Genomic DNA, 24299 nt, shown 5'->3' with positions numbered 1-24299 from the left:
TCAGAGGGATGGACGAGCTCTCAGGCCAGGGGTGGGATCTGGTCGGTGGCGGTGAAGGGGTCCAGTCCGCTGACCGCGAGCAGGTCGGCGGTGATCGAGCGCACCTGGGCCAGCACCACCTCGGCCGAGAGCCCGTGGCCACGCTCCACGAGGGCGCTGTCGTGCCCGACGGCCAGCAGCACGTCGCGGGCCTGCTCGGGGGTCCGGCCCGCGTCGAGCTCGAGGGCGACGAGCTCGGCGGCGCCGGCGAGCTCGCGGACCAGCACGGCGTAGCCCCGCGGGAACTGCTCGCGCCGGTAGGCCGCGACGGCGACCCGGCGTACCAGCACACGGGTGTTGCGCAGCGCGTGGTCCAGCGGCTCCACCAGCTCGGCCATCCGGCGCACACCGGGCCGGTGGCGGATCCGGAACGGTGAGGAGGCCAGCACCGAGAGGCCCTCGGCGGCCGCGCCCTCCAGCTCGCGCAGCAGCGGCTCGGTGCGGCGGGCCTCCTCCAGCACGCTCACCGCGCGGTCGACGTCGCCGTCGTCGATGCTGTCGGCAGCCGCACGCAGCAGCTCGACGATGCGGCGCAGCACCGAGGCCGCCTGCTCGCGGGGACGCCGCAGCGGCGCCTGGGGCACCACGGTGGCCGCCACGAGCGCGACCAGCCCACCGACCACCGCGTCGGTCCAGCGGTAGAAGGCGTAGGAGGCCGGGGCGACGAGCACGCTGACCACGATCGACTGCACCGCCGCCTGGGTGACCAGCAGCTGCGAGGTGTCCAGGAGCAGCGCCGCGGTCATCGCCAGCGCGACGATGAGGCCGATCTGCCACGGACCGGTGCCGACGTAGCTGGTGAGCAGGTCGCCGAGGAAGACCCCGAGCGCCACCCCGACGGTGATCTCGCCGACCCGGCGCAGCCGCTGGCCGTAGGAGGTGCCCAGCGCGACCACCGCCGCGATCGGCCCGAAGAACGGCTTGGGGTGGCCGAGCAGGTCGTGGGCGATCCAGTACGCGAGGCCGGCGGCGACGGCGCACTGCCCGATCTGCCAGCGTTTGCCCGCCAGCCGCTGCCACCGCGCCGAAGTCACCGGGAAACGGTAACGAAGTGACGACTTCCACAAACCCCGTCGCGGAGGGAGGATCGGCAGATGCCGACTCCCCTGGACCCGACCGCCGTGGCGTTCATGAGCGCCGAGAATCGGTCGCAGCCGATGCACGTCGGCGGTCTGGCGATCTACCGCAAGCCCGAGGGCGCCGGCGACGACTACGTCCGCTCGGTCTACGAAGCGTCGGTGAACGCCGAGGAGATCCGGCCGCTGTTCCTGCGCCGGCCGGCGCGCTCGGTGCGGACCGCCGGTCAATGGGTGTGGGAGCGCGACGACCAGTTCGACATCGAGTACCACGTCCGCCACAGCGCGCTGCCGCGTCCGGGCCGGATCCGTGAGCTGCTCGAGCTCTGCTCACGGCTGCACGGCACCCGGCTCAGCCGCGAGCGGCCGCTGTGGGAGGCGCACCTGATCGAGGGTCTCTACGACGACACCTTCGCCATGTACATCAAGATGCACCACGCCCTGCTCGACGGCGTGTCGGCCATGCGGCTCCTGCAGAGCATGCTCGACGAGGACCCCGACCGCCGCGACATGCCGCCGCCGTGGTCGCAGCCGACCTCCACGGCCGGCCCTCGCACCAGCGACGGACCGACCTCCCTGGCCGAGCTGCCCGCCGACGTCTTCCGATCGGCGCTGGCGATGGCCACGGAGGCCGCCGGGATGCCGTCCGCGCTGGTGCGCACGATCGCCAAGGGGCTGCGCAACGAGACCTCCTCGGTCTCGCTGTACGCGCCGCGGACGCCGTTCAACGTCTCCATCACCGGCTCGCGCCGGTTCGCGGCGCAGGGCTGGCCGCTGGAGCGGCTGCGCGGCATCGCCGACGCCGCCGGCGCCACTCTCAACGACGTCGTGCTGGCGATGTGCTCGGGCGCCGTGCGTACCTACCTGCAGGAGATGCAGGCCCTGCCCGACACGACACTGGTGGCGATGGTGCCGGTGGGGCTGCAGGCCAAGAACGCCTCCGTGGCCTCCGGCGAGGGCGGCAACGCGCTGGGGGCGGTGATGGTGCAGCTCGGCACCGACCTGGACGACCCCGCCGACCGGCTCGCCCGCATCCACACCTCGATGGTCGACGGCAAGCAAGCGCTGGGCGCCATGTCGCCCGCCCAGATCCTGGCCATGGCCGGGCTCGGCATGGCACCGGCGATCGCGCTGCCGATGCTGCGGCTGCACGAGGTGGTGCGACCGCCCTTCAACCTCATCATCAGCAACGTGCCCGGGCCCCGTCAGCCGCTCTACCTCAACGGCGCCCGGCTGCAGGGCACCTATCCGCTCTCCATCCCGCTGCAGGGCATGGCGCTCAACATCACCTGCAACAGCTACGACCAGGACATGGAGTTCGGCCTGACCGGCTGCCGTCGCAGCGTGCCGCACCTGCAGCGGCTGCTGACCTACCTCGACACCGAGCTGGGACTGCTGGAGAAGGCCACCGGGGTCTCCTAGGCGGCCACCCCCAAGGAGCGAAACCCAAGCAGCGAACCTCTGGGAGCGAGCCTCAGGCGGCGACCATGGCGGCGTCGCCGTCGGCGACCGGGGCGATGGTGGGCACCTCGGCGGCCAGCCGCTGCTCCTCGACCGCGACGGTGTCGCTGACCTCGCGCAGCACCTCCGAGAGGCGCAGGTCCATCGCGTCGCACAGCGCCGACAGCAGCTCCGAGGACGCCTCCTTGTGGCCGCGCTCGATCTCGGAGATGTAGCCCAGGCTCACCCGGGCGTCGGCCGACAGCTCACGCAGCGTGAGGCCGCGGTTGACGCGCTCGGCGCGCAACACGCTGCCGAGGCTGTCGCGGAACAGCACCATGGGCACCCCTCACCACTCGTCGGTCGAGTCAAGCTGCTGTGTGGATCAACGCTATCGAACCAACCTATCTTCCCCGACCGACACCCCGTGGACCATCGGCCGACCGGCCGGTCCTCGCCTCGGTCGTGCTCATGCGTCGGGGCCGTCCGAGTCGTCGGACCCGGGCTCGACGGCACCGGTCTCCAGGGCCCAGCGCACCAGCTGCACGCGGTTGTGCATCTGCAGCTTGCGCAGCGTGTTCTGCACGTGGTTCTGCACCGTGCGGTGCGAGAGCACCAGCCGCTCGGCGATGTCCTTGTAGGACAGCCCCTTGGCCACCAGCCGGAGCACCTCGGTCTCGCGCTCGGTCAGCCGGGGTCGGCCGTCGTCCTCGGGGTCCTCGGGCGCTGCGGACATGCGTCGGAACTCCCCCAGCACCAGCCCGGCCAGCCCCGGGGTGAAGACGGTGTCGCCCGCGGCCACCCGGCGCACCGCGTCGAGCAGCTCGGCCCGGGAGGCGGACTTGACCAGGTAGCCCGTGGCGCCGGCCTTGACGGCGTCGAGCACGTCCTGCTGCTCCCCCGACGCCGAGAGCACCAGCACCCGCACCGCCGGGTCCTGCTGCACCACCGCCGCGGTGAGCGCGACGCCGTTGGGCTCGGGGATCTGCAGGTCCAGCACCACCACCTGCGGCCGGGCCGCGGGGAACCGGGCCAGCGCCTCGGGCCCGGTGCCGGCGGTGGCGACGACCCTCAGCCCGGCCTCCTCCAGGTCGCGGGCCACGCCGTCGCGCCACATCGGGTGGTCGTCGACCACCATCACCCGGATCTCCTCGTCTAGTCCCGGGCTCATCCTGGGCTCGTTCCTGGGCTCGTTCCTGGGCTCACTCCTGGGCCTCCTTCGGCACCGTCAGCTCCCACTCCGTCCCACGCGGCGACGTCGACAGCACCGCCGTGCCGCCCAGGTCGCTCACCCGGCCGCGTACCGACCCCGACACGCCCAGGCGCCCCTGCGCCGCGGCCTGCTCCAACCGCCCCGGCGCGATCCCGGGTCCCTCGTCGCGCACGCTCACGGCCACGACGTCGCCCAGGTCCTCCAGCAGCACCCACGCCGAGGCGTCGGCGCCGACGTGGTCGGCGACGTTGTGCAGGCAGGCGCGCACCACCGCCTCGACCTCCCGCGCCCGCGCCGTGTCCATCGGCACCGGTCCCGGCACGGCCACCGACACCCGCGGCGAGGGACGGCCCCCGAGCGCGGTGAGCAGGTCGGCCAGGTCGGCCGTCACCTCGTCGGACCGCTCGGGCCGGCTCTGCACGAGCGCGCGCAGCGCGACCTCCTGCTCGCCGGCGAGCCGGCCGAGCTCGGCCGCGTCGCCGCCGATCTCGGCGCCGCGGCGCTGCACCAGCGCCAGCACCTGCAGCACACCGTCGTGGACGGCCCGCGCCAGCCGGGCGCGCTCGGCGGCCGTGGCGACCTCGCGCTGCGCGGTGTCGCGCTCGCGCGTGAGGTCGATCAGCCGTCCGACGAGGAACCCGACGACCGGGCCCCCGACCAGGAGCAGGAAGACGTTGCCGTAGTTGCCCTGGTCCAGGTGCACCCGCACGCCCAGGTCCGCGACGGCCACCACGACCCCCGCCACCAGGCCACCGCGCCAGCGCCACCCGATCGCCCAGGCCAGTACGACGCCCATCACCCAGAACCCGGGCAGCGTCGCTCTCATCTCGGGCCCCTTGACCCACGGCGAGACCCCGATCGCCGCCAGCGCCACCAGCAGGTCGGCCACCAGCAGCAGCGACGTCCGCCGCGCCGCCGAGGCGTAGGCCCACACCGCCACCAGCGTCCACACCGTGAGGGCGACGAAGACCAGCAGCCCGGCCGTGGGGTGGTCGAGGTTGTCGCGCCGGTACCACCCGAGCCCGAGCGCGTTGAGCAGCACGACCACGCGCAGCACCGCCAGCGCGCGGTAGGTGGTGTCCTGCACGGCCACCGCGGCGGGATCGGTCGCCAGCGGCCTCATAGCGGCGAACACTAGGCTGCACGCGTGCCCGACGTCGCCGCCCACGCTGCGCCCTTCGAGTCCGAGGGGGGCCGGGTCGGGGTGCTGCTCTCCCACGGCTTCACCGGGTCGCCCGCCTCGATGCGCCCATGGGGCGAGTACCTGGCCGAGCGCGGCTACGCCGTCTCGGTGCCGCGGTTGCCCGGGCACGGGACGAGCTGGCAGGACATGAACCGCACCGGCTGGGCCGACTGGTACGCCGAGGTCGAGCGGGCCTTCGAGGCGCTGCGCGCTCGTACCGACGTGGTCGTCGCCGGCGGGCTCTCGATGGGTGGCGGGCTCGTGCTCTGGCTCGCCGCGCGCCACCCCGAGCACGTCGCCGGCCTCATGCTGGTCAACCCCGCGGTCTCCAGCCAGGACAAGCGGCTGCGCGTCGTCGGGCTGGCCAAGCACCTGGTGGGCGGCCTGGACGCGATCGGCGGCGACATCAAGAAGCCCGGCGTCGAGGAGCACGCCTATCCCAAGACGCCGCTCAAGGCGCTCCACTCGATGACCGTGGGCTGGCAGCAGGTCCGTGCCGACCTGTCGAAGGTTACCGCCCCGACGATCCTGTTCCGCTCCACCGAGGACCACGTCGTCGACGACGGCTCGATCCGCGACATCGAGGCCGGCATCGGCTCGCGCGACTACACCCGGGTGGACCTCGCCGACAGCTACCACGTGGCCACCTTGGACAACGACGCCCCTGTGATCTTCGAACAGTCCGCGGACTTCCTCGCGCGCGTCACCGCCGCGGGGTGATGATGTCCTCATGACGAACGAGCCGGACCTGGACGCCGCCTGGCGCTCGATCGTCGAGAATTACGGCGAGCGGGCCACGCTCGACGACCCGCCGGCCGAGGTCGAGCCGCTGGTCCGGCCGCAGCCGAGCCCTCAGTCCGCCTCGCAGGCCGACCGCGTCGAGGAGCACGACCCGGCGCCCGAGGCCGACCCGGAGGACCACTTCGTCCCGCCCGAGCCGCCGCCGATGAGCCTGCCGGAGCCGCCTCGGCTGCTGGCCTGGGCCGGCGTGCTGGGCGTCCCGGTGCTGGCCGTCGTGCTGGCCGTGGTGCACGTGGCGGTGCCCTCGTGGGCCGGCGTGCTGGGTCTGGCATGGTTCGTCGGAGGGTTCGGCTACCTCGTCGCCACGATGCGGCGTGGTGACGACGACGACTGGGACGACGGGGCGGTGATCTGACCGCCCGCGATGCTGTGGGAGGTCACATGCCGCAGGAGACCGTGGAGATCACCGGCCACCTGATGGACTCCGGGATCCTCTCCCGGGTATTGGACGACATCCGCGGCTACGGCGCGGACTACGTCATCTCCAGCATCGACATCGGCCACGAGTCGGAGGACGAGTCGACCGCGGTCATCTCGGTCTCGACCCCCGACGAGGAGTCGATGGAGCGGTTGCTGATGCGGCTGCAGACCAAGGGCGTCAACCCCACCGAGGTCGGCGAGGCCACGCTGGCGCCGGCCGACCAGGACGGCGTGTTCCCCGACGGCTTCTACTCCACGACCAACCTCCTCACCCGGGTCCGCCTCGACGGCCACTGGCTGGAGGTCGAGAACCCGGAGATGGACTGCGGGCTGGTCGTCACCGACCCCGGCACTGACGCCGCGCGCGTGAGGACGCTGCCGATGTCCGACGTCCGCGTGGGCATGCAGGTCGTCTGCGGCGTCGACGGCGTCCGCGTCGAGCCGCTCGCCGCCCGCGACGAGGGCGAGACGTTCGGCTTCATGGAGTCCGACGTGTCCAGCGAGAAGCCGCAGGCGGTGCTCGTACGGCAGGTGGCCGACGGCATGCGCGAGGCTCGCGCTGCCGGCCAGAAGGTGCTGTGGGTGGGCGGCCCCGGCGTCGTCCACACCGGCGCGGCGCCGGCGATGGTCGCCCTGGTCGAGGCCGGGTTCGTCGACGTCTTGTTCGCCGGCAACGCGCTGGCCACCCACGACATCGAGTCCTCGCTCTACGGCACGTCGCTGGGCGTGGACCTCGCCGCGGGCCGCGGCGTCGAGCACGGCCACGAGCATCACATCCGCGCGCTGAACACGATCCGCAAGGCCGGCTCGATCCGGGCCGCGGTCGACGCCGGGGTGCTCACCGGTGGCGTCATGCACGCCCTGGTGAAGGCGGACAAGAGCTTCGTGCTCGTCGGCTCCGTGCGCGACGACGGCCCGCTGCCCGACGTCTACACCGACGTCATCGAGGGTCAGCGGGCGATGCGCGCCGAGCTCGCCGACGTCGGCTTCTGCCTGATGGTGGCGACCATGCTGCACTCGGTCGCGACCGGCAACATCCTGCCCGCCTCGATCCCGCTGGTCTGCGTCGACATCAACCCCGCCACGGTCACCAAGCTCGCCGACCGCGGCTCCTCCCAGGCCCGCGGCATCGTCACCGACGTCGGGCTGTTCCTCGAGCAGCTGGCCCAGGAGCTCGTGCCCGGCTACCGCCGCTGACGGCGAGGCGGTCCCGGGGTCCCGAGACACCGCGGACCCGAGCCGCCCGGTCCACAGCCAGAGGATCGGACGGCCCGGGTCGTAGGTGGTCGAGCCCGCCCCCGTGCGGGCTCGTCCGCCCTCGCGCGTCCGGGCCGGACCGCGACGAGGGACGTCGGGTGGTGGTGTGGGCTACTGGATCAGGCGCACCGGCTGTCCTGAGATGTTGGCGGTCCAGGTGGTCGTGTCGGTCACCGTGCCGCTGGGGAAGTTGATCTTCACCTGGAACCAGCAGCCGCCGGCGCTGGCGTAGGAGCAGGTATAGGTGCTCGGGATCGGCACCGAGATGGTCTCGGACTTCCCGTCCGCACCGTTGCCCGAGGACACCCCCGAGAGGGCGCAGGTGCTCAACGTCTGGTTGATGAACCCGGTGGCGGTGCAGTTGGTGGCGGTGCCGCCCATGTTGGAGTCATTGGGTGGGAGCACCGTCACCGTGCCCGACGAGGCGGCGTCGCCCATGTCGAAGAAGGTGAAGTTCATGCTCTTGCCAGCAGCTGCGGGCAGCACGCGGATGAGGTTGAAGGTGGCGGTCGAGGCGTTGGAGTTCATGTAGATCGGCATCCGGCCGAAGGCCGCAACGCTGACCGCCCCGGCCGGCGTCGTGCCGGAGGCATAGAAGGCGCGCACGGCGTACCGGTTGGAGCCGCCGCCGGTCACGCTGGTGTCGTCACCGGTCTGCGTGTAGACCTTCGACGATGCCGCATCGGGCGGCTGGTAGCTGCCGTCGGTCTGACCCGCGTTGTTGACGCTGCCGCCGATGGCCACGTTGCTGCGCACCTGGACGTAGTAGTCACCGGCGACGGACGGTGTGAAGTCGCACAACGTCACCCACTGGTGGAACGACTCGCTCAGCGGCGTGTCGAAGGCGCCAGGGTTGGTGGAGCTGAAGAGGTTGTTGATCGTGACGTCGTTGGCGCTGTAGCCCGGCCACTGCTTCGTGCACCCGGCCACCGGCGTCGCCTTGGTCGGGTCCTGGGTGTCGGTGGGACTGCGTAGGGCGAACGAGGTGACGGTCGGCGTGGTGGTCGCCGCCACGTCACCGGTGCAGAACGCGTTGGGCGTGTCCGACCCGCTGGTCACCTTGTAGCGCGTGAGCCCGTCGCTGCTCGTCCACTTGTTCCAGTTGTCGGTCGTCGGGAACGTGCCGGTCGGCCCGGACTCGCAGCGGTTGTTGGTGGCGGCGAACTCGGGGTCGTAGAGCTGCAGCCGGATGGGGGTGTTCACCGCGGTGGCGGCCACCCGCACGAGCAGGAAGTACCCCTCGGGCCGGAAGTCGGAGTTGGTGGTGCCCGAGCATCCCGAGTTGCCCGACGAGCACGTCCGCGTGTCGTACTGGTCGCCCTGCGCCTTGGGGACCATCGGGCCCGAGATGTGCATCCAGAACTGCGGCGTGGAGCTGCACGTCGCTCCGCTCGGTTTGACCAGTTGGGAGTCGGTGGGTCCCTTGGCGGTCGTGCCCGCCGGCTCGTTGCCGAGCGTGTTGCACGGACTGCCCATGGGCTGTGGCCCGGTGTAGTCGGCGGTCGAGGTGCGACACACCTTGGTGGAGCCGAAGCCGAGCACGACGCCGAAGGAGTTCGTGACGGTGCGGCACACCGTCACCTGCAGCTGCGTGGGCTTGGCACCCAGGGCCGCGCTCACCGTGGTGTTGTTCGTGCCGTCCACGTAGCCGTTGTCCTGGGCCAGGTCGGCCGCTGTGGACTTCGCCTTGTCGATGTTGTCGGGCAGCCACACCACCGCACCCAGCGACGCCGCGTCGGCGGCGTTCTGCTCGCGGGCACCCTCGAGGTACCAGCGCGCGATGTCGATGCCGATCGCGGCGCAGCCGAAGAGGAAGGCCGAGAGGCAGATCGTGGCGAAGATCGCCACGAAACCGTGCTCGTCGCGCCGGCGCACGAGGGACCGTTGCACCTCGGATCGGCCCATCACGGGTGCGTTCCCGCGGCGCAGATGTCGTTGGTGAGCGGCTCGAACCGGGTGACGGACCGGTCGGCCAGCGTCATCGACCCGGTGAACGGCGGCAGTCCGGTGAGCCAGTTGTGCGAGAGGTTCACGTAGACGCCGACGTTGTCCTCCTTGGTCACGCAGGCGTTGATGGTCGTGGAGTTCCAGCTGCCGCTGTCGTAGCGGAACGCCTTCGCGGTGGCGTTCCACTTGAACTTCACGCATGAGTCGTAGCCCGTGCAGGTCGAGGGCATGGGGCCGTTGAAGCTGTCCGCGGACACGCTGTTCTGCTTGGCGATCGCGGCGTTGCACCCGCCGGCTGAGGCGCAGGGGTAGCCGTTCTGGTTGGCCTCGTAGACCAGCAGGTAGTTCACCGACGACGCCGGCACCGTCACCAGGTTGCCCTGCACGCGGTCGGCAGCGTCCTGGGCCACCTGCGGCACCGTCGTGCCAGAGGGGCAGACGGAGGTGTCGGTGCTCGTGCACGGACCCACGCCGGCCTCCGCGGAGACGAAACGGGTGGCCGCGCGGGTCGAGGAGGTGACGGTGACGTAGTCGCGCAGCATCAGCGACATGTCGATCATGCCGAAGACCAGCAGCATCAGGACCGGGAAGATCAGGGCAGCCTCGAGCGCCACCGCACCGCGTTCACCGCGACGGCGTCGACGCCTGAGCTCGTGCATGTCCGGTCCCCTTGTGGTCGTCCCCCGACGCAGCCGAGCGTAGAAGGACAGAACCGGCCAAATCCCGAGTTAGCCGCACTTGTCACGACACTCTGGACGAACGTCGAGGCCGCCTGGCCTGAACGGACTACGCGGGCGGGGTCGACGGATCCTCGTCGAGGTCGATTCTTTCCACAGAGGTCCCATGTGACCCAGTCGCCGCGGGAGCCTCACCAGACCCAGAAGACCCAGAAGTCCCACCACTCTCAGGCCGGGTGCTCAGCAGTTCGGTCGCGGCCTGCAGCAGCGCGGTCGCTGCCGTCGCCAGGTGCTCGCGCACCTCGGGACTGGTCTGGTGCACGGTCTCACGTACCGCGTGGATCATCTGGCACACCGGGCAGAAGCGGCAGTCCCCCGCCAGCGGCTCGTGCCGCCGCTCGCCGTGGTCCGCACCGGCACCGGCACCGGCACCCATCCCGCCGGCCACCTCGCCCAGCGCACCCAGCAACCGGACGGCCTCCTCGTGCAGGCTGCCCACCGGCTCGGAGCCGTGGGCGCCGTCGGACCCCGCGCTCACAGCGCCGCCTGCACGGGCGCGGCGAACCGCACCCGCAGCCAGCCGTCCGCCACCGCGGCGCCCCGCACCTCCGCGCGAGCCAGCGAGGCCGGCAGCGCGAGCACCCGACGGTAGGAGCCGACGGTGACCACCAGCTCGTCGCCGTGCCGCGCCAGGTCGACGTCCTCACGCCCGGCCAGCGGCAGCGCGAGCCGCAGCACCGGACCTTCCGGGCCCGGCTCCAGGCGCAGCGGACCCTCGCCGTCGGGCACCGCCACTGGGTCGCTGCCGGCGTAGGCGCGCTCGGCCAGCGCCGCCAGCCCGTCCGTGCCGATCGGCTCGGCCGGCAAGTACTCACCGCGCCACAGCGGCAGCGGCGCGAACGACTCCGCGACCCCGGCCAGCTGCTGCTCCTGGCTGCGGACCCAGCCCGCGGTCCAGGCGTCGTCGGCGGCGGGGAACACCCGGTTCGCCACCACCCCGTCGACGCGGTAGCCGTAGAGCGAGAGCGTCGTCCACGACCGGCGCGCCTCGGCCACCACCATGGCCTCGGGCGTGAGCACCAGACGCACCGTGGCGTTGGGCCCGGTGAGCAGCTGGTGGGCCTGGTGCAGGTCGGCGTGCAGCCGCTCCACGGCGTCGAAGACCGGCTCGCCTGGCATCGGCACGCCGGCCGCGCGGGTCAGCACGGGCTTGAGCGCGCGCACCACGCGCCGCTCGACGGGCAGCACCCGGGCCATGTACCAGCCCAGCGCCTCGGGCAGCGCCAGCAGCCGCAGCGTCTCCGCCGTCGGCGCACAGTCGACGACGACGACGTCGTAGCCCCCCTCGAGCACCCGCGTGCGCAGCTCCAGCAGCGCCAGCACCTCCTCGGCGCCGGGCAGCACGGTGAGCTCCTCGGCGGTGACCGGGTCGACGCCGCCCGCGCCGAGCACCGAGACCAGGTAGCCCTGGATCTGCGCCCAGGAGGCCTCGAAGCGCCGCTGGGCGTCGACCTGCTGCACCCACAGCCGCGGCTCGACCTCCACCGGCTCGGCCCCGGTGGCGCCGAGCCCGAAGGCGTCGCCGAGCGAGTGGGCGGCATCGGTCGACATCACCAGCGTCCGCAGCCCGCGGCGCGCGGCCAGCACCGCCGTACCGGCCGCCAGGGTCGTCTTGCCGACGCCACCCTTGCCGGTCAGCAGCAGCAGCCGGGTCACCGCCGGGTCACCGGGGGATCACGCCGCGATCACCGGCTGGTCTCGACGCGCTTCTTGAGCCCCTTGAGCGCGGTGTCGACGATGACCTTCTCCGCCCGTCGCTTCAGCATGCCGATCATCGGGATGCTGACGTCGACCTCGAGCCGGTAGGTGACCTCGGTACCGACCCCCACGGGCCGCAGCTGGTAGGAGCCCTCCATCGCCGACAGCATCCGGCCCTCGACCAGGTGCCACGACACGTCGTCTTGCCCGTGCCAGTCGTAGGCCAGGGTGTAGGAGTCCTTGATCGGCATCGCCTCGAGGTCGAAGGCCACCTGCTCGACGGTGCCGTCGTCGCTGCGGGCCACGACCTCGACGCGCTTCATCCCCTGCACCCACTGCGGATAGGACTCGAAGTCCGCGATCACCGCCATGACCTCGGCCGCGGGGGCGTCGATCACGATGCTGGAGGTGGTCTGGTCGGCCACACCTGGTCCTTTGCCGAAGGGAGCGGGAAGAGTCCCGACAATAGTGGGGGCTCCTCGGCGAAGGCGACCCGTCGGTAACGTTCCCCACCGTGCGTGAGTACGCCACCCCCCTGACGGTCGACGCCGCGGCCCTGCCCGGCGTCGTCGAGGGCAACCTCACCGACGACGTCGTCCGCAACGCCGCCGAGCATCCCGAGGCCCCCGCCCTGTGCCGCCGCGTCGGCGACGAGTGGGTCGACGTCGGCTGCGCCGAGCTCCTCGCCCAGGTGCGGGCCGTGGCCAAGGGCCTGGTGGCCGCCGGCCTCGAACCCGGCGACCGGGTCGCGCTGATGTCGCGCACCCGCTACGAGTGGACCGTCCTTGACTACGCCATCTGGTTCGCCGGCGCCGTCACGGTGCCGGTCTACGAGACCTCCTCGGTCGAGCAGGTCGAGCACATCCTCAGCGACGCCGGTGTGCGGGCAGTGGTCGTCGAGACGCCCGACCACGTCGCCCGGGTCAGCAGATGTCGCGGCCGCCTGCCCGAGCTGCACCAGCTGTGGGCCATCGAGCCGCGCGAGGGCGCCGGGGCGGTCGACCTGCTGACCCGGCTCGGGGCCGACGTCGACGACGCCGAGCTGGAAGAGCGGCGCACCGCCGCGGGGCCCGCCGATGTCGCGACGATCATCTACACCTCGGGCACCACCGGGCGACCGAAGGGGTGCGTGCTCACCCACGGCAACCTGGCCTTCGAGGCGGCCGTGACCGGCTCGGAGCTCGAGCCGCTCTTCGGCGCGCAGGACGCCTCCACGCTGCTCTTCTTGCCACTGGCCCACGTCTTCGCCCGGGCGATCCAGGTGGGCTGCATGCGCCATCGGGTGCGGATGGGCCACACCGCCGACATCAAGCACCTCACCGACGACCTGGCCGGCTTCCGGCCGAGCTTCGTGCTGGCGGTGCCCCGCGTCTTCGAGAAGGTCTTCAACACCGCCTCCCAGCGGGCGGTCGCCGACGGCCGCGGGCGCGTCTTCGCGCGGGCCGCCGACGTCGCCATCGCCTACTCCCGCGGCGAGCAGGCGGGCAAGGTGCCTCGCGGCGTCCGGTTGCAGCACGCCTTGTTCGACCGGCTGGTCTACGGCCGGCTGCGCGCTGCCCTGGGCGGTCGCTGCGAGTACGCCGTCTCCGGCGGCGCGCCCTTGGGCGAGCGGCTGGGTCACTTCTACCGCGGCATCGGCATCACCGTGCTGGAGGGCTACGGGCTCACCGAGACCAGCGCCGCGCTCACCGTGAACCTGCCCGACGCCCTCAAGATCGGCACCGTCGGCCGGCCGCTGCCGGGCACCGAGGTCCGCGTGGCCGAGGACGGCGAGCTGCTCTTCCGCGGCGGCCAGGTGTTCACCGGCTACTGGCACGACGCCGAGGCGACCGCCGAGGTGCTCGACGCCCCGACGGAGGGGACGGAGCTGGCAGCGGGGCCGGAGGGACCCGGCTGGTTCCACACCGGCGACGTGGGCGAGATCGACGACGAGGGGTTCGTGCGCATCACCGGGCGCAAGAAGGAGATCCTGGTGACCGCCGGCGGCAAGAACGTCTCCCCCACCGTGCTCGAGGACCGGCTGCGCGCGCATCCGCTGGTCGACCAGTGCGTCGTCGTGGGCGACGGCCGGCCCTTCATCGCGGCCCTGGTCACCATCGACCGCGAGAGCTACGCGCTGTGGGCCCAGCAGCACGACAAACCCGCCGACGTCGTGGCGGCGCTCGACGACCCGGATCTTCAGGCCGAGATCCAGGCGGGCGTGGACGAGGCCAACCAGGCGGTCTCGCGTGCGGAGTCCATCCGCAAGTTCGCGATCGTGGCCGAGGAGTGGAGCGAGGAGGGCGGCCAGCTCACGCCCAGCCTGAAGCTGCGCCGTACCGAGGTGATGCGCCAGGCCCACGAGGACGTCGAGGCGCTCTACCGCAGCTGAGTGACCGGGTCAGACCGAGCCCGGACTGGGCCCCGACCGGGCCCCGATCGAATGGCTCATAGCCCGTTCGGGCTACACGTGTTGTCCTAGTAGTCCGAATCTTTGGGGTTTGGCCCACTTTGGAAGCGAACACGAGAGGCTGAGTACCGCAACACCGGGCCGGGTTGGGGAGACCAGGGTCCGGGGTACCGCACCAGGAGCACGTCGTGGGCGTGCAGGAGCGGTGCCGATCGCCTCGAACTGAGAAGGATTCCGGGCCGTGGACCGCAGAAGGGTCATCGTCCTCGTCGGCGCACTCGTCGCAGTGCTGGGTACCGGCGTCGTCTACCTCTACGTCAAGGGTGCCGACAACCGCGCGGACCAGAAGTTCGCCGCGCAGCAGGTGCTCGTGGCCAAGGTGGCCATCCAGCCGGGTGAGACCCTGGCCGCCGCCAAGACCGCGGGCAAGCTGGAGGTCAAGTCGGTCACCAGCGGCAGCGTCGTGCCCGGCGCCGTCGCCAACGACGCCGCGATCTCCAGCAAGGACGTCGCCCTCACCGCCATCTACCCCGGCGAGCAGATCCTGACCTCCAAGTTCGGCGCCGCGGCGGCCGCCAGCGGATCGACGTTGAGCATCGCCAAGGGCCAGCTCGCGATCGCGATCACGATGTCGGACCCGAACCGCGTCGCCGGCTTCTTGGAGCCGGGCGACAAGGTCGCCATCTTCGCCACGGCCGGCAGCGCGAGCGACGCCACGGACAACGCGAAGGACGGCACCCGCGTGCTGCTGCCCGACGTCACCGTGATCGCGGTCGGCAGCACCACCACGGTGGCCACCACGACCACGGACCCGACCGGCGCCCAGACCACCGAGCAGGTGCCGAGCACCCAGATCACCTTGTCGCTGGACCAGGCGGATGCCCAGAAGATCATCTACACCCAGAGCGCCGGCCAGACGCTGACCTTCGGTCTGCTCAACAAGGACTCGGTGGTCAACAAGGCGCAGGCTCCCACCAACATGTCGAACCTCTTCAACTAGGCCACCGGACAGCGAAGGAGCAGACCATGCCGGTCATCGTCGACACCGACACCACGCGTGCGGTCCGACTCTCGGCGACCGTGGGCCACAGCAGCCACGTCGTCGCCACCGTCGAGCAGCTGCAGACCTGGCTGGACCGACGTCCCAACGAGTACGCCGTGGTCCTCGGGCCCGACGTCTCCATGGACGCCGCGGCCGGGCTGACCAACCGGCTCCGGCTCAGCCGCCCGGGCCTCTCGGTCATCATGCTGCGCACCCAGACCACGACCGACCTCATGGCGCAGGCGATGTACGCCGGTGTGCGCGAGGTCATCGCGATCGACGAGATGGACTCGCTGCGCGAGTCGATCGAGCGCTCGCAGCAGAACTACGACGCGATCCACGGCCCGTCGGCCTCGGCCCGCGACAACGGCAAGGTGATCACGGTCTTCTCGCCGAAGGGCGGCGTCGGCAAGACGACCGTCTCGGTGAATCTGGCCGTCGCACTGGCCGACAACGGCACCAACCGGGTCGCCCTGGTCGACCTCGACCTGGCCTTCGGCGACGTCGCGATCACCTTGCAGCTGATCCCCGAGCACACCATCGCCGAGGCCGCCGAGGTCGAGGGCCACCTGGACAACGCCATGCTCCAGAAGCTCCTGACCCGTCACGACTCGGGCCTGATGGTGCTGGCCGCGCCGACGCTGCCCGACGCCAAGGACCGGATCAGCCCGGCCCTGGTCCGTCGCGTCATCGCCTCCCTGCGCTCGGACTTCGACTACATCGTGGTCGACAGCTCCCCCGGCTTCGACGAGCAGGTCCTCTCGGCCTTCGACGAGACCGACGAGTGCATCGTGCTCGCCACCCTCGACGTCCCCACGGTCAAGAACGTGAAGATGTCGCTGGAGACCCTCGATCTGCTCAACCTGGCCATCGGGCACCGCCACCTGGTGGTCAACCGGGCCGACGACGAGGTCGGGCTCACCATCCCCAACGTCGAGAGCATCCTGGGCATGGCGACCATCGCCTCGTTCCCGAGCTCGGTGGAGGTCGCGAACGCCACCAACCACGGCCGGCCGATCGTGCTCTCCAAGCCCGACCACCCGGTCAGCCGCGGCATCCGCGCCGTGGCCGCCTCGATCGCCGCGGTGGAGGAGCGGGTACCGGTCGCCGCCGGCGCCGGCTCGGAACCCTCCGGCCGACGCTCGCTGCTGCGCCGCGGGAAGAAGTGACCCGATGACCTCCCTGAGCGAACGCCTCGCCGCCGTCCGCAGCGCGGAGCAGGGGGCACCGGTCGCCTACCCGGACCCGCACGCCGCCGCCTCGCCGGCGCCTGCTCCCGCCGCGGGGGCACGGGCCGCCACGCCCGCCCCGGCCAGCATGCCGCCGGCCGGGCCCGCCTCGGCCGCACCGGAGTCCCGCGACCGCGTGAGCGGCGACACCCACCGGTTCGACGACCTCAAGGCGCACGTCCACAACGAGCTGCTCATCCAGCTCGGGCCGCAGCTCTACGACCAGAACATGACCCAGGAGGACCTGGAGTCGAAGGTCCACGCCGTCCTCAAGGACGTGATGGCGGCCAGCAACCGGCCGCTGACGTCCACCGACCGGCAGAACATCACCAACGAGATCGCCGACGACATCCTCGGCTACGGACCGCTCGAGCCCTACCTGCGCGACCCCGACGTCTCCGAGGTCATGGTCAACGGCCCCTTCGACATCTACCTGGAGTACCAGGGCCGGCTGACCAAGGTGAATGGCAAGTTCAACGACGAGGCCCACCTGCGGCGCACGATCGACAAGATCGTCTCCCGCATCGGCCGCCGCGTGGACGAGTCCTCGCCGATGGTCGACGCCCGGCTCTCCGACGGCTCCCGCGTCAACGCCGTCGTGCCTCCCCTGGCCGTCGACGGCTCCTCGCTGACCATCCGCAAGTTCGCCGCCGACCCGCTCGGCGTCAACGACCTGATCCGCTTCGGCTCGCTGGACCCGCGCTCTGCGGACTTCCTCGACGCCTGTGTGCGGGGTCGCCTCAACGTGATCGTCTCCGGCGGTACCGGCGCGGGGAAGACCACCACGCTCAACGTGCTCTCCTCGTTCATCCCCTCCGACGAGCGCATCGTCACCATCGAAGACGCCGCGGAGCTGCAGCTCAAGCAGGACCACGTCGTCCGGCTGGAGTCGCGACCGGCCAACATCGAGGGCAAGGGCGCGGTCACCATCCGCGACCTGGTCAAGAACTCGCTGCGCATGCGGCCCGACCGCATCATCGTCGGCGAGGTCCGTGACGCCTCGGCCCTCGACATGCTGCAGGCGATGAACACCGGCCACGACGGCTCCATCTGCACGCTGCACTCCAACGGCCCACGCGACACCCTGGCCCGCATGGAGACCATGGTGCTGATGGCGGGCATGGACCTCCCGATCCGCGCCATCCGCGAGCAGGTCGCCTCGGCGGTCGACCTCGTCGTGCACCAGACCCGCCTCAAGGACGGCTCGCGCCGCATCACCCACATCACCGAGGTGGAGCGGATGGAGGGTGACGTCATCACGCTGCAGGACGTCTTCGTCTTCGACCACTCCGCCGGCTGGGACGCCAACGGCAAGACCCTCGGCTCGCTCAAGCCGACCGGGCTGCGCCCGACCTTCCTGGACAAGATGTCCGACCACAACGTGAAGGTCGACCCGATGACGTTCGCGATGAGCGGCTGATGGACGCGCTGCGCAACGTCGACCCGTCGGCGGTCATGATGATCGGCGGCATCGTCGCCATCTTGTTCGGCGCGCTCGCCGTCATCTTCGGGATGGGACTGGTCAGCGCCCGTCCGGCCACCGGCGGCAAGGACGCCGTCTCCGACCAGATCAACGCCTACGGCGCCGCAGGCGTCGCCGCGCGTGCCGCGGACCGCAAGAAGCAGGCCGAGGCGGCGAGCATCGCCGCCGCCGCGAAGTCGAAGATGACCGAGGTGCTGGCCAACAACCAGTCCTTCGAGGCCAAGATCGCCAAGCGGCTCGAGGGCTCCGGGCACTCGATGAAGCCCGCGGAGTGGGTGCTGCTGCACGCCGGAATGGTCGTCGGGTCCGCGCTGTTCTGGATCCTGCTCTCCGGCGGCCGGCTGCCGTTCATGATCGTCGGCATCGTCATCGGCGTGTTCGTGCCGTGGATCTACCTCGGCTTCAAGCGCTCGCGTCGCCTCAAGGCGTTCGAGTCGATGCTGCCCGACACGCTGCAGCTGATGTCGAGCAGCCTCTCGGCAGGCCTGTCGCTGGCCCAGTCGGTCGACACCATCGTCCGCGAGGGCGCCGAGCCGGTGAGCTCGGAGTTCCGTCGGGTCGTCGTGGAGAGCCGGCTCGGCGTGGCGCTGGAGGACGCGATGCAGGGCGTCGCCGAGCGCATGGAGAGCAAGGACTTCGAGTGGGTCGTCATGGCCATCCGGATCCAGCGCGAGGTCGGCGGCAACCTCGCCGAGCTGCTGCTCACCGTGGCCGCCACGCTCCGCGAGCGCGAGTACATCCGGCGCCACGTGCGCGCCCTGGCCGCCGAGGGCCGGCTGAGCATGTACGTGCTCGGCGGGCTGCCGCCGGTGTTCCTGCTCTACCTGGCGCTGACGAAGTGGACCTACGTCAAGCCGCTGTTCACCTCGGGCATCGGCTACGTGCTGCTGGGCGCCATCAGCATCCTGCTCTCGGTCGGCGTCTTCTGGATGTCCAAGGTCTCGAAGGTGGAGCTGTGAGGAGCCCGAACCGTCTCGTCCTGCTCGCCTCCTGCGCACCCAGTGGGAGCCACGCATGAACCCGATGCTCGTCTACGTCGGCCTGGGGTGCATCTTCCTGGGCATGTTCGCCGCGATCGCCGCGATCGGCGGTCTGACCAAGGAGACCCAGGGCGTCGGCCGCTCGATCTCCGTGCTCGAGGCGCTGACCAGTGCCCCGGAGCAGATGCGCGCCGAGCTGGACGCGCCGTTCGCCGACCGGGTGCTCGCGCCGCTGCTGGGCCGCATGCAGGGCCTGACCCGACGCCTGACGCCCACCGACAGCGGCGCCGCCATCCGCGAGAAGCTGGACCTGGCCGGCAACCCGGCCGGGCTGACGGTCGAGCGGGTCAACGGGCTGAAGGTGCTCGGCTTCGTCGCCGGCCTGGTCGTCAGCCTGGTGCTGGCCGTCGTCATGGGCACCAACTTGTGGCTGACCCTCGCGATCGTGCTCGGCGCCTCCTTCGCCGGCTACATGGCGCCGAACATGTACCTGTACTCCCGTGCCCACGAGCGCACCGAGCAGACCCGCAAGGCCCTGCCCGACGCGATCGACCTGCTCACCATCTCGGTGGAGTCCGGACTGGGCTTCGACGCCGCCATCGCCCAGGTGGCCCGCAACACCAAGGGCCCGCTGGCCGAGGAGTTCTCGCGGATGCTGCAGGAGATGCAGATCGGCCGCGGTCGCTCCGACGCGCTGCGCTCGATGGGCGACCGTAGCGACCTGCCCGACCTGCGCCAGTTCGTCAGCGCGATGGTGCAGGCCGACGCCTTCGGCATCCCCGTGGGCCAGGTGCTGCGCGTGCAGTCCAGCGAGATCCGCGTCAAGCGCCGCCAGTGGGCCGAGGAGCAGGCGCAGAAGGTGCCGGTCAAGATCCTGGTGCCGCTGATCTTCTGCATCCTGCCCTGCCTGTTCCTCGCGGTGCTCGGCCCGGCCGGCATCAGCATCTTCCAGAGCTTCTCCGCCGGCGGCGTCTGAGTCCCAGGAGACGCCCGGCGTCGCCCGTGTGGCGCTGACCCGCTCGCGCCACTCGGATGGGATCATGCGGGCTTGTGAATGGGTCGCGCGCAGCCGGGCTCCCGGCCGACGGCCACCCGGCCGACCTGCCCGGCCGGGTGGCCGTGGCCGCCCGCGTGGTGGCGCTGGTGGTGCTGATCCCGCTCACGCTGGTGCGCGGCCCGCAGGACGCTGCGACTCCCCTGCTGCTGGTGATCGCCCTGGCGGCGGTGCTCAGTGTCGCGACCCTGATCGGCCGGGTGAGTGAGGACCTGCTGGCCATCCTCGAGGGCGGCGCCGTGGCCGGCATCGGGGTGCTTACCCAGCCCGCGGGCACGACGGTCCTGCCCTACCTGGTCGTCCCTATGCTCGTCGGCGCCACCGCCGCCCGGATGCCGGGGCTGGTGCGGGTGCTGGTGGCCGAGGCGCTGGTGGCGGCCGTGGCCTGGTGGCCGGTCAACGGCCGGCCGACGCTCTCCCAGACCCGACCGCTGCTGCTCTGGCTCGGCGCGGCCCTGCTCGTCGGACTGGTCGTGGTGCTGCTGCAGCGACGCCTGGAGAGCCGGTCCGACACCGGCAGCTACCGCGACGCGATCGCCCTCATCGAGCAGCTCGACGCCCTCTCGGGCCGGCTCTCCGGCGGCCTGGACCCCGTCGCACTGGCCGAGGAGCTCATGGCTGAGGCCGACCTGTTCGTCACCGTGCAGCAGGCCGCGGTGTTCACCCGGACGCCCGTCGGCACGGTGGCCCCGTTGCGGTACTCCACCTTCTCGGCGCCCCAGGCCTTCGTCGGCCTCGACGACTTCGTCGAGAACTGCTGGCGCAGCGACCGGCCCCTGATCCGCGAGAACGTCGCCGGCGTGCCGGTGCGCACCGGCACCCGCACGGTGGGTGTCTTGACCCTCGACCTCCCCCGGCCGGCCGATCATCGCAGCCTGCTGCGCCTGCAGGAGGCCCTGGGCGGCCTGGCGCTGCAGCTGCACGCCGCGCTGCTCTTCGACAGCGTGCGGGCCCACGCCACCAGCGAGGAGCGCAACCGGCTGGCGCGCGAGGTGCACGACGGCGTCGCCCAGGACGTCGCGTCCCTGGGCTACATGGTCGACGGGCTGAGCGCAGCCGCCACCACCGACGACCAGCGCGAGCAGCTGGTGGCCCTGCGCAGGGAGGTCACCCGGGTGGTCGCCGAGCTGCGGGCCTCGGTCTACGACCTGCGCAACGAGATGCGTGCCGGTCAGGGGCTGGGCCAGGGGGTCTCGGCCTTCGCCCGCCAGATCGGGTCGCGCTCCGACCTCACCGTGCACGTCCGCCTCGACGAGGGGGCCACCCGGCTGCGCCCGCACGTGGAGGCCGAGCTGCTGCGCATCGCCCAGGAGGCGATGAACAACGCCCGCAAGCACTCCGGCGGGAGCAACCTGTGGGTCAGCTGCACGGTGCGCCCGCCCTACGCCGAGATCGAGGTCATCGACGACGGCGTCGGCCTGCAGCCGGGCCGGCACGACTCCCACGGGCTGCGGATCATGCGGGAGCGCGCCGAGGGGATCGGCGCCCGGCTCGAGGTCGCCAACCGCACCGGCGACACCTCCGGCACCCAGCTGCGGGTGCGCCTGGGCCGTCCCGCTGGCACCACCTGAGACAATGACCGGCACGGGGGGATCCGCAGAGGCGTGAGGACACCATGACGACGATCCTGATGGTCGATGACCACGAGCTGATCCGCAACGGGCTGGCCGGCGCCTTCCGCGCCTCCGGGGAGTTCGAGGTCGTCGGTCAGGCCGGCTCGGTGGCCGAGGCGTTGGCCGCCGCTCGCAAGGCGCAGCCCGAGGTCGTCGTCACCGACGTCCGGCTGCCCGACGGCAGCGGCCTGGACATCGTGCGCTCGCTGCGCTCGGAACGGCCCGACATCGGGCTGGTGGTGCTGACCATGTACTCCGGCGACGAGCAGCTGTTCGCCGCGATGGACGCCGGTGCGTCAGCGTTCGTCGGCAAGGACGCCCCGAGCAGCGAGGTCATCAACGCCGCCAAGCACGCCGCGGTCTCGCCGCGCACGTTCACCTGCACCGGGCTGGGCGAGGCCATGATGCGCAAGATGACCTCGACCTCCCCGCGCCTGTCCGAGCGCGAGCGCGAGGTGCTCGACCTGCTCGCCGCCGGTCTGGGCGTCAGCGCCATCGCCTCCAAGCTCTACGTCAGCGAGTCGACCACCAAGTCGCACATCACCAAGATCTACGACAAGCTGGGCGCCGCGAACCGGGCCCAAGCGTTGGTGACGGCCATGCGGATGGGGTTGCTCACCGACATCGAGCGGATGTAGCGCTACACCTGAACCTGCAGGTCAGCGCGCGCTTTCGGCGAAATTAAGAGCCGCGGGACCCGGGATCTGCCCGTTCGCACCCCGCTATGGCCCGATCGGGCTATGAACGGATCATTCTCGGCGACCTCTTAGGTACGACCGTTTACCCGATGTGCCCGATACCTCCGTCTTGCCACCATTTCTTCATCCGGCAGTGGGGTACGCCGGCCATCCGTAAACCCAACATCCTTTTGAGGGAGAACCACCCATGCTCGAGCTCATCCGTAACTGGACCCGTCGTGACGAGAACGGCGCGTCGGCCGTGGAGTACGGCCTGCTGGTCGCCGGCATCGCCGCCCTGATCGTGCTCGTCGTCTTCGCCTTCGGCGGCGTCATCAAGGGCGTCTTCAGCAAGACCTGCTCGACCGTCCAGGCCTCGTCCAGCGTCGGTTCCTGCAGCTGACCATCAGCGGCCCAGTGCCGCTACGCGTACGGGGCGTCGATCCGGGCCAGGCCCGGATCGACGCCCCGTCCGCGTCCTACCGACACACGAAAGGGAAGGTCGGATGGTGAGTGGTCGCGTGCCCCGTCGCCAGCGACGCGACGAGCACGGCGCCTCGGCGGTCGAGTACGCCCTGCTGATCAGCGGCGTCGCGGTCGTCCTGGTCCTGGTCGTCTTCAGCTTCGGCGGCGTCGTGAAGGGCATCTTCAGCAAGACCTGTTCCAGCGTGCAGACCAGGGCGTCGACGACGCAGACCTGCAGCTGAGCAGCGCCGACTCCTCAGGACGGTCTCCCCGCTCGGGCGAGGAGACCTTCCTGTGCCCGTCCCGTGCCAGTTCTGGACCAATCCGGGGCGCGGCTCAGGACCGGTTCAGCAGCACCTCGGCCATCCCGATGCGCTGCATGGTCGTGGGATGGGTGCCGAACCACCAGTGCGTCACCGCCGGTGGCTGCGGCTCGTCGAGGCCCGAGAGCGCCAGGCGACGCTGCATCGCCACGAACGCGGTGGGGTCCCGCGTGGCCTCCAGGCCCGTCCGGTCGGCACGCGCCTCGATCGAGCGGCTGACGGCGTTCTCCACCGGCGAGGCCACGAAGCCGCCGAGCGCCGTCAGCGCCAGCAGCAGCGCCAGCACCCGTGGGTCGCCCGGTCCGCTCGCGCCGGAGCGTCGCAGCAGCGCCCCGCCCGGGGCCAGCAGCAGGCCCAGCAGGCCCACGCCGAACGCCGCGCCGAAGGCCCCCAGCACCGTGCCCAGCAGCACGTCGTCGTGCTCGGCGTGGCCGAGCTCGTGCGCGACGACCGCCGCCACCTGGCTGCGCGGCAGGTCGCGCACCGTGTTGTCCCACAGCACCACGCGTCGCGTGCTGCCGAAGCCGGTGACGTAGGCGTTCAGCTCGGTGGTGCGGATCGAGGCGTCGGAGACCAGGACGTCGTCCAGCTGCACGTGCTCGGTGCGGGCCAGCTGCAGGATCTCGGTGCGCAGCGCGCCCGCCGGGAGCGGCCGGAAGGAATTGAACAGCGGCTCCACCACCACCGGGTAGACGAAGGACCCGATGACCACCAGCAGCCCCGAGATCAGCGCACCCCAGGCCGGCCAGGTGCGCGGCAGCCGCCGGGCCAGGCCGACCAGCACGATCGCGGCGATCGCGGTGTAGACGGCGGTGACCAGCAGCGAGACCCCCTCGTCGCGCCCCCACCCGGCCAGCGACTGGCGCGTCAGGCCGGCGGCCACGGCGCGTCGGCGCAGGGCCAGCGAGAACGGCAGCGTGACCAGCTCGCCGATCACCAGCAGCACCAGCGTGCCCAGCGTCAGCCGCAGCCACCACCAGCCCGGCGTCCGGCTGAGCAGCCGCGCGCCGAGCCCGGTCAGGCCGAGGACGGCCGTCACGACGAGCGAGACGGCGTAGGAGAGCAGCGAGAGCAGGCTCTGCGTCGAGCTGTAGGCCTCGGTCCGGCGCAGCTCGGCGGCGCTGAAGTAGGTGTGCTCGTCGAGCCGGGGCAGCTGCTCCCCCGCCGGCAGCCAGTGCCAGGGCACCCGCAGCACCGCGACGACCAGGAACCCGGCCGCGGCCAGGAGCACCA

General features: G+C 71.5%; 24 protein-coding genes. 14 read left to right on the top strand and 10 right to left on the bottom strand.

From position 1 onward, the window contains the following. Window positions 1–20: 20 nt before the first annotated feature. The gene (locus D9V37_RS11440) at window positions 21–1073 is read right to left on the bottom strand and encodes an FUSC family protein (protein ID WP_232524872.1); all 1053 of its coding nucleotides are present in this window, start codon (window positions 1071–1073) and stop codon (window positions 21–23) included. Window positions 1074–1133: 60 nt separating this feature from the next. Here D9V37_RS11440 and D9V37_RS11435 point away from each other — a divergent pair, with 60 nt between their 5' ends. Further along, entirely contained in the window at window positions 1134–2537 is a 1404-nt protein-coding gene (locus tag D9V37_RS11435; RefSeq protein WP_121806266.1) for a WS/DGAT/MGAT family O-acyltransferase, read from the top strand. Between the two features lie 52 nt (window positions 2538–2589). On the opposite strand, the gene D9V37_RS11430 is transcribed toward D9V37_RS11435, so the two are convergent. The 3 genes from D9V37_RS11430 to macS all read right to left on the bottom strand — a co-directional run bounded on the left by D9V37_RS11430 (window position 2590) and on the right by macS (window position 4891). Next, entirely contained in the window at window positions 2590–2895 is a 306-nt protein-coding gene (locus D9V37_RS11430; RefSeq protein ID WP_121806265.1) for a helix-turn-helix domain-containing protein, read from the bottom strand. Between the two features lie 129 nt (window positions 2896–3024). Then, entirely contained in the window at window positions 3025–3726 is a 702-nt protein-coding gene (locus D9V37_RS11425; protein WP_121806264.1) for a response regulator, read from the bottom strand. Between the two features lie 31 nt (window positions 3727–3757). Next, on the bottom strand, window positions 3758–4891 hold the full coding sequence (gene macS / locus D9V37_RS20255; protein WP_158604449.1) for a MacS family sensor histidine kinase: 1134 nt from the start codon (window positions 4889–4891) through the stop codon (window positions 3758–3760). 24 nt (window positions 4892–4915) lie between these two features. Here macS and D9V37_RS11415 point away from each other — a divergent pair, with 24 nt between their 5' ends. Genes D9V37_RS11415 through D9V37_RS11405 form a run of 3 tightly spaced genes read left to right on the top strand, consistent with a single transcriptional unit; the run spans window position 4916 to window position 7369 of the window. Beyond that, window positions 4916–5671, top strand: coding sequence for an alpha/beta hydrolase (locus D9V37_RS11415; protein WP_232524871.1), 756 nt, complete (start codon window positions 4916–4918; stop codon window positions 5669–5671). Between the two features lie 10 nt (window positions 5672–5681). Then, window positions 5682–6107: a hypothetical protein gene (locus D9V37_RS20250; protein WP_158604448.1), complete on the top strand. Its 426-nt coding sequence runs from the start codon at window positions 5682–5684 to the stop codon at window positions 6105–6107. A gap of 26 nt (window positions 6108–6133) precedes the next feature. Then, entirely contained in the window at window positions 6134–7369 is a 1236-nt protein-coding gene (locus tag D9V37_RS11405) for an ornithine cyclodeaminase, nickel-pincer nucleotide-dependent (RefSeq protein ID WP_121806263.1), read from the top strand. Window positions 7370–7540: 171 nt separating this feature from the next. On the opposite strand, the gene D9V37_RS11400 is transcribed toward D9V37_RS11405, so the two are convergent. The 5 genes from D9V37_RS11400 to D9V37_RS11380 all read right to left on the bottom strand — a co-directional run bounded on the left by D9V37_RS11400 (window position 7541) and on the right by D9V37_RS11380 (window position 12236). Continuing rightward, window positions 7541–9319, bottom strand: coding sequence for a TadE/TadG family type IV pilus assembly protein (locus tag D9V37_RS11400; RefSeq protein WP_158604447.1), 1779 nt, complete (start codon window positions 9317–9319; stop codon window positions 7541–7543). Window positions 9320–9333: 14 nt separating this feature from the next. Continuing rightward, the gene (locus D9V37_RS11395) at window positions 9334–10035 is read right to left on the bottom strand and encodes a TadE family protein (protein ID WP_121806261.1); all 702 of its coding nucleotides are present in this window, start codon (window positions 10033–10035) and stop codon (window positions 9334–9336) included. A 127-nt stretch (window positions 10036–10162) separates the two neighbouring features. After that, on the bottom strand, window positions 10163–10591 hold the full coding sequence (locus D9V37_RS11390; protein ID WP_121806260.1) for a hypothetical protein: 429 nt from the start codon (window positions 10589–10591) through the stop codon (window positions 10163–10165). Then, on the bottom strand, window positions 10588–11769 hold the full coding sequence (locus tag D9V37_RS11385) for an ArsA family ATPase (protein WP_121806259.1): 1182 nt from the start codon (window positions 11767–11769) through the stop codon (window positions 10588–10590). Before D9V37_RS11385 ends, D9V37_RS11390 begins: the two co-directional genes overlap by 4 nt. Window positions 11770–11798: 29 nt before the next feature. Continuing rightward, a complete protein-coding gene (locus D9V37_RS11380) occupies window positions 11799–12236 on the bottom strand; it encodes an SRPBCC family protein (RefSeq protein ID WP_121806258.1) in 438 nt (145 codons plus the stop codon). A gap of 89 nt (window positions 12237–12325) precedes the next feature. Between D9V37_RS11380 and D9V37_RS11375 the strand changes: the two genes are divergently transcribed. The 10 genes from D9V37_RS11375 to D9V37_RS11325 all read left to right on the top strand — a co-directional run bounded on the left by D9V37_RS11375 (window position 12326) and on the right by D9V37_RS11325 (window position 22985). Further along, window positions 12326–14182 (top strand): AMP-dependent synthetase/ligase, encoded by a 1857-nt coding sequence (locus D9V37_RS11375; protein ID WP_121806257.1) that lies wholly within the window; start codon window positions 12326–12328, stop codon window positions 14180–14182. Between the two features lie 259 nt (window positions 14183–14441). Further along, window positions 14442–15200, top strand: a complete 759-nt coding sequence (cpaB, locus tag D9V37_RS11370) for a Flp pilus assembly protein CpaB (RefSeq protein WP_121806256.1) — start codon at window positions 14442–14444, stop codon at window positions 15198–15200. Between the two features lie 26 nt (window positions 15201–15226). Beyond that, window positions 15227–16411 (top strand): AAA family ATPase, encoded by a 1185-nt coding sequence (locus tag D9V37_RS11365; protein WP_121806255.1) that lies wholly within the window; start codon window positions 15227–15229, stop codon window positions 16409–16411. Window positions 16412–16415: 4 nt separating this feature from the next. Further along, window positions 16416–17891 (top strand): CpaF family protein, encoded by a 1476-nt coding sequence (locus tag D9V37_RS11360; protein WP_121806254.1) that lies wholly within the window; start codon window positions 16416–16418, stop codon window positions 17889–17891. Next, complete coding sequence (locus D9V37_RS11355) at window positions 17891–18913, top strand: type II secretion system F family protein (protein ID WP_121806253.1); 1023 nt, start codon at window positions 17891–17893, stop codon at window positions 18911–18913. Before D9V37_RS11360 ends, D9V37_RS11355 begins: the two co-directional genes overlap by 1 nt. 55 nt (window positions 18914–18968) lie before the next feature. Further along, window positions 18969–19910 (top strand): type II secretion system F family protein, encoded by a 942-nt coding sequence (locus tag D9V37_RS11350; RefSeq protein WP_121806252.1) that lies wholly within the window; start codon window positions 18969–18971, stop codon window positions 19908–19910. Window positions 19911–19984: 74 nt separating this feature from the next. Continuing rightward, window positions 19985–21559 (top strand): sensor histidine kinase, encoded by a 1575-nt coding sequence (locus D9V37_RS11340; protein WP_158604446.1) that lies wholly within the window; start codon window positions 19985–19987, stop codon window positions 21557–21559. A 44-nt stretch (window positions 21560–21603) separates the two neighbouring features. Then, the gene (locus D9V37_RS11335) at window positions 21604–22239 is read left to right on the top strand and encodes a response regulator (RefSeq protein WP_121806249.1); all 636 of its coding nucleotides are present in this window, start codon (window positions 21604–21606) and stop codon (window positions 22237–22239) included. Between the two features lie 247 nt (window positions 22240–22486). After that, a complete protein-coding gene (locus tag D9V37_RS11330; protein ID WP_121806248.1) occupies window positions 22487–22681 on the top strand; it encodes a Flp family type IVb pilin in 195 nt (64 codons plus the stop codon). 118 nt (window positions 22682–22799) lie between these two features. Then, a complete protein-coding gene (locus D9V37_RS11325; RefSeq protein WP_232524870.1) occupies window positions 22800–22985 on the top strand; it encodes a Flp family type IVb pilin in 186 nt (61 codons plus the stop codon). A 94-nt stretch (window positions 22986–23079) separates the two neighbouring features. Here D9V37_RS11325 and D9V37_RS11320 read toward each other — a convergent pair. After that, window positions 23080–24299, bottom strand: a 1220-nt coding sequence (locus D9V37_RS11320) for a M48 family metalloprotease (protein WP_332835748.1), incomplete at its 5' end; no start/stop codon positions are given.

This window comes from Nocardioides mangrovicus (genome assembly GCF_003674065.1).
Classification (GTDB): Bacteria; Actinomycetota; Actinomycetes; order Propionibacteriales; family Nocardioidaceae; genus Marmoricola; species Marmoricola mangrovicus.
This window is presented reverse-complemented; position numbering and strand designations above follow the sequence as displayed.

Bases quoted from the DNA above. Each gene is read 5' to 3' on its own strand.
- D9V37_RS11395 (WP_121806261.1), bottom strand. From the start codon at position 10,035: ATGCACGAGCTCAGGCGTCGACGCCGTCGCGGTGAACGCGGTGCGGTG.
- D9V37_RS11365 (WP_121806255.1), top strand. From the start codon at position 15,227: ATGCCGGTCATCGTCGACACCGACACCACGCGTGCGGTCCGACTCTCG.
- macS (WP_158604449.1), bottom strand. From the start codon at position 4,891: ATGAGGCCGCTGGCGACCGATCCCGCCGCGGTGGCCGTGCAGGACACC.
- D9V37_RS20250 (WP_158604448.1), top strand. From the start codon at position 5,682: ATGACGAACGAGCCGGACCTGGACGCCGCCTGGCGCTCGATCGTCGAG.
- D9V37_RS11405 (WP_121806263.1), top strand. From the start codon at position 6,134: ATGCCGCAGGAGACCGTGGAGATCACCGGCCACCTGATGGACTCCGGG.
- D9V37_RS11430 (WP_121806265.1), bottom strand. From the start codon at position 2,895: ATGGTGCTGTTCCGCGACAGCCTCGGCAGCGTGTTGCGCGCCGAGCGC.
- D9V37_RS11435 (WP_121806266.1), top strand. From the start codon at position 1,134: ATGCCGACTCCCCTGGACCCGACCGCCGTGGCGTTCATGAGCGCCGAG.
- D9V37_RS11330 (WP_121806248.1), top strand. From the start codon at position 22,487: ATGCTCGAGCTCATCCGTAACTGGACCCGTCGTGACGAGAACGGCGCG.
- D9V37_RS11425 (WP_121806264.1), bottom strand. From the start codon at position 3,726: ATGAGCCCGGGACTAGACGAGGAGATCCGGGTGATGGTGGTCGACGAC.
- D9V37_RS11335 (WP_121806249.1), top strand. From the start codon at position 21,604: ATGACGACGATCCTGATGGTCGATGACCACGAGCTGATCCGCAACGGG.
- D9V37_RS11355 (WP_121806253.1), top strand. From the start codon at position 17,891: ATGGACGCGCTGCGCAACGTCGACCCGTCGGCGGTCATGATGATCGGC.
- D9V37_RS11350 (WP_121806252.1), top strand. From the start codon at position 18,969: ATGAACCCGATGCTCGTCTACGTCGGCCTGGGGTGCATCTTCCTGGGC.
- D9V37_RS11360 (WP_121806254.1), top strand. From the start codon at position 16,416: ATGACCTCCCTGAGCGAACGCCTCGCCGCCGTCCGCAGCGCGGAGCAG.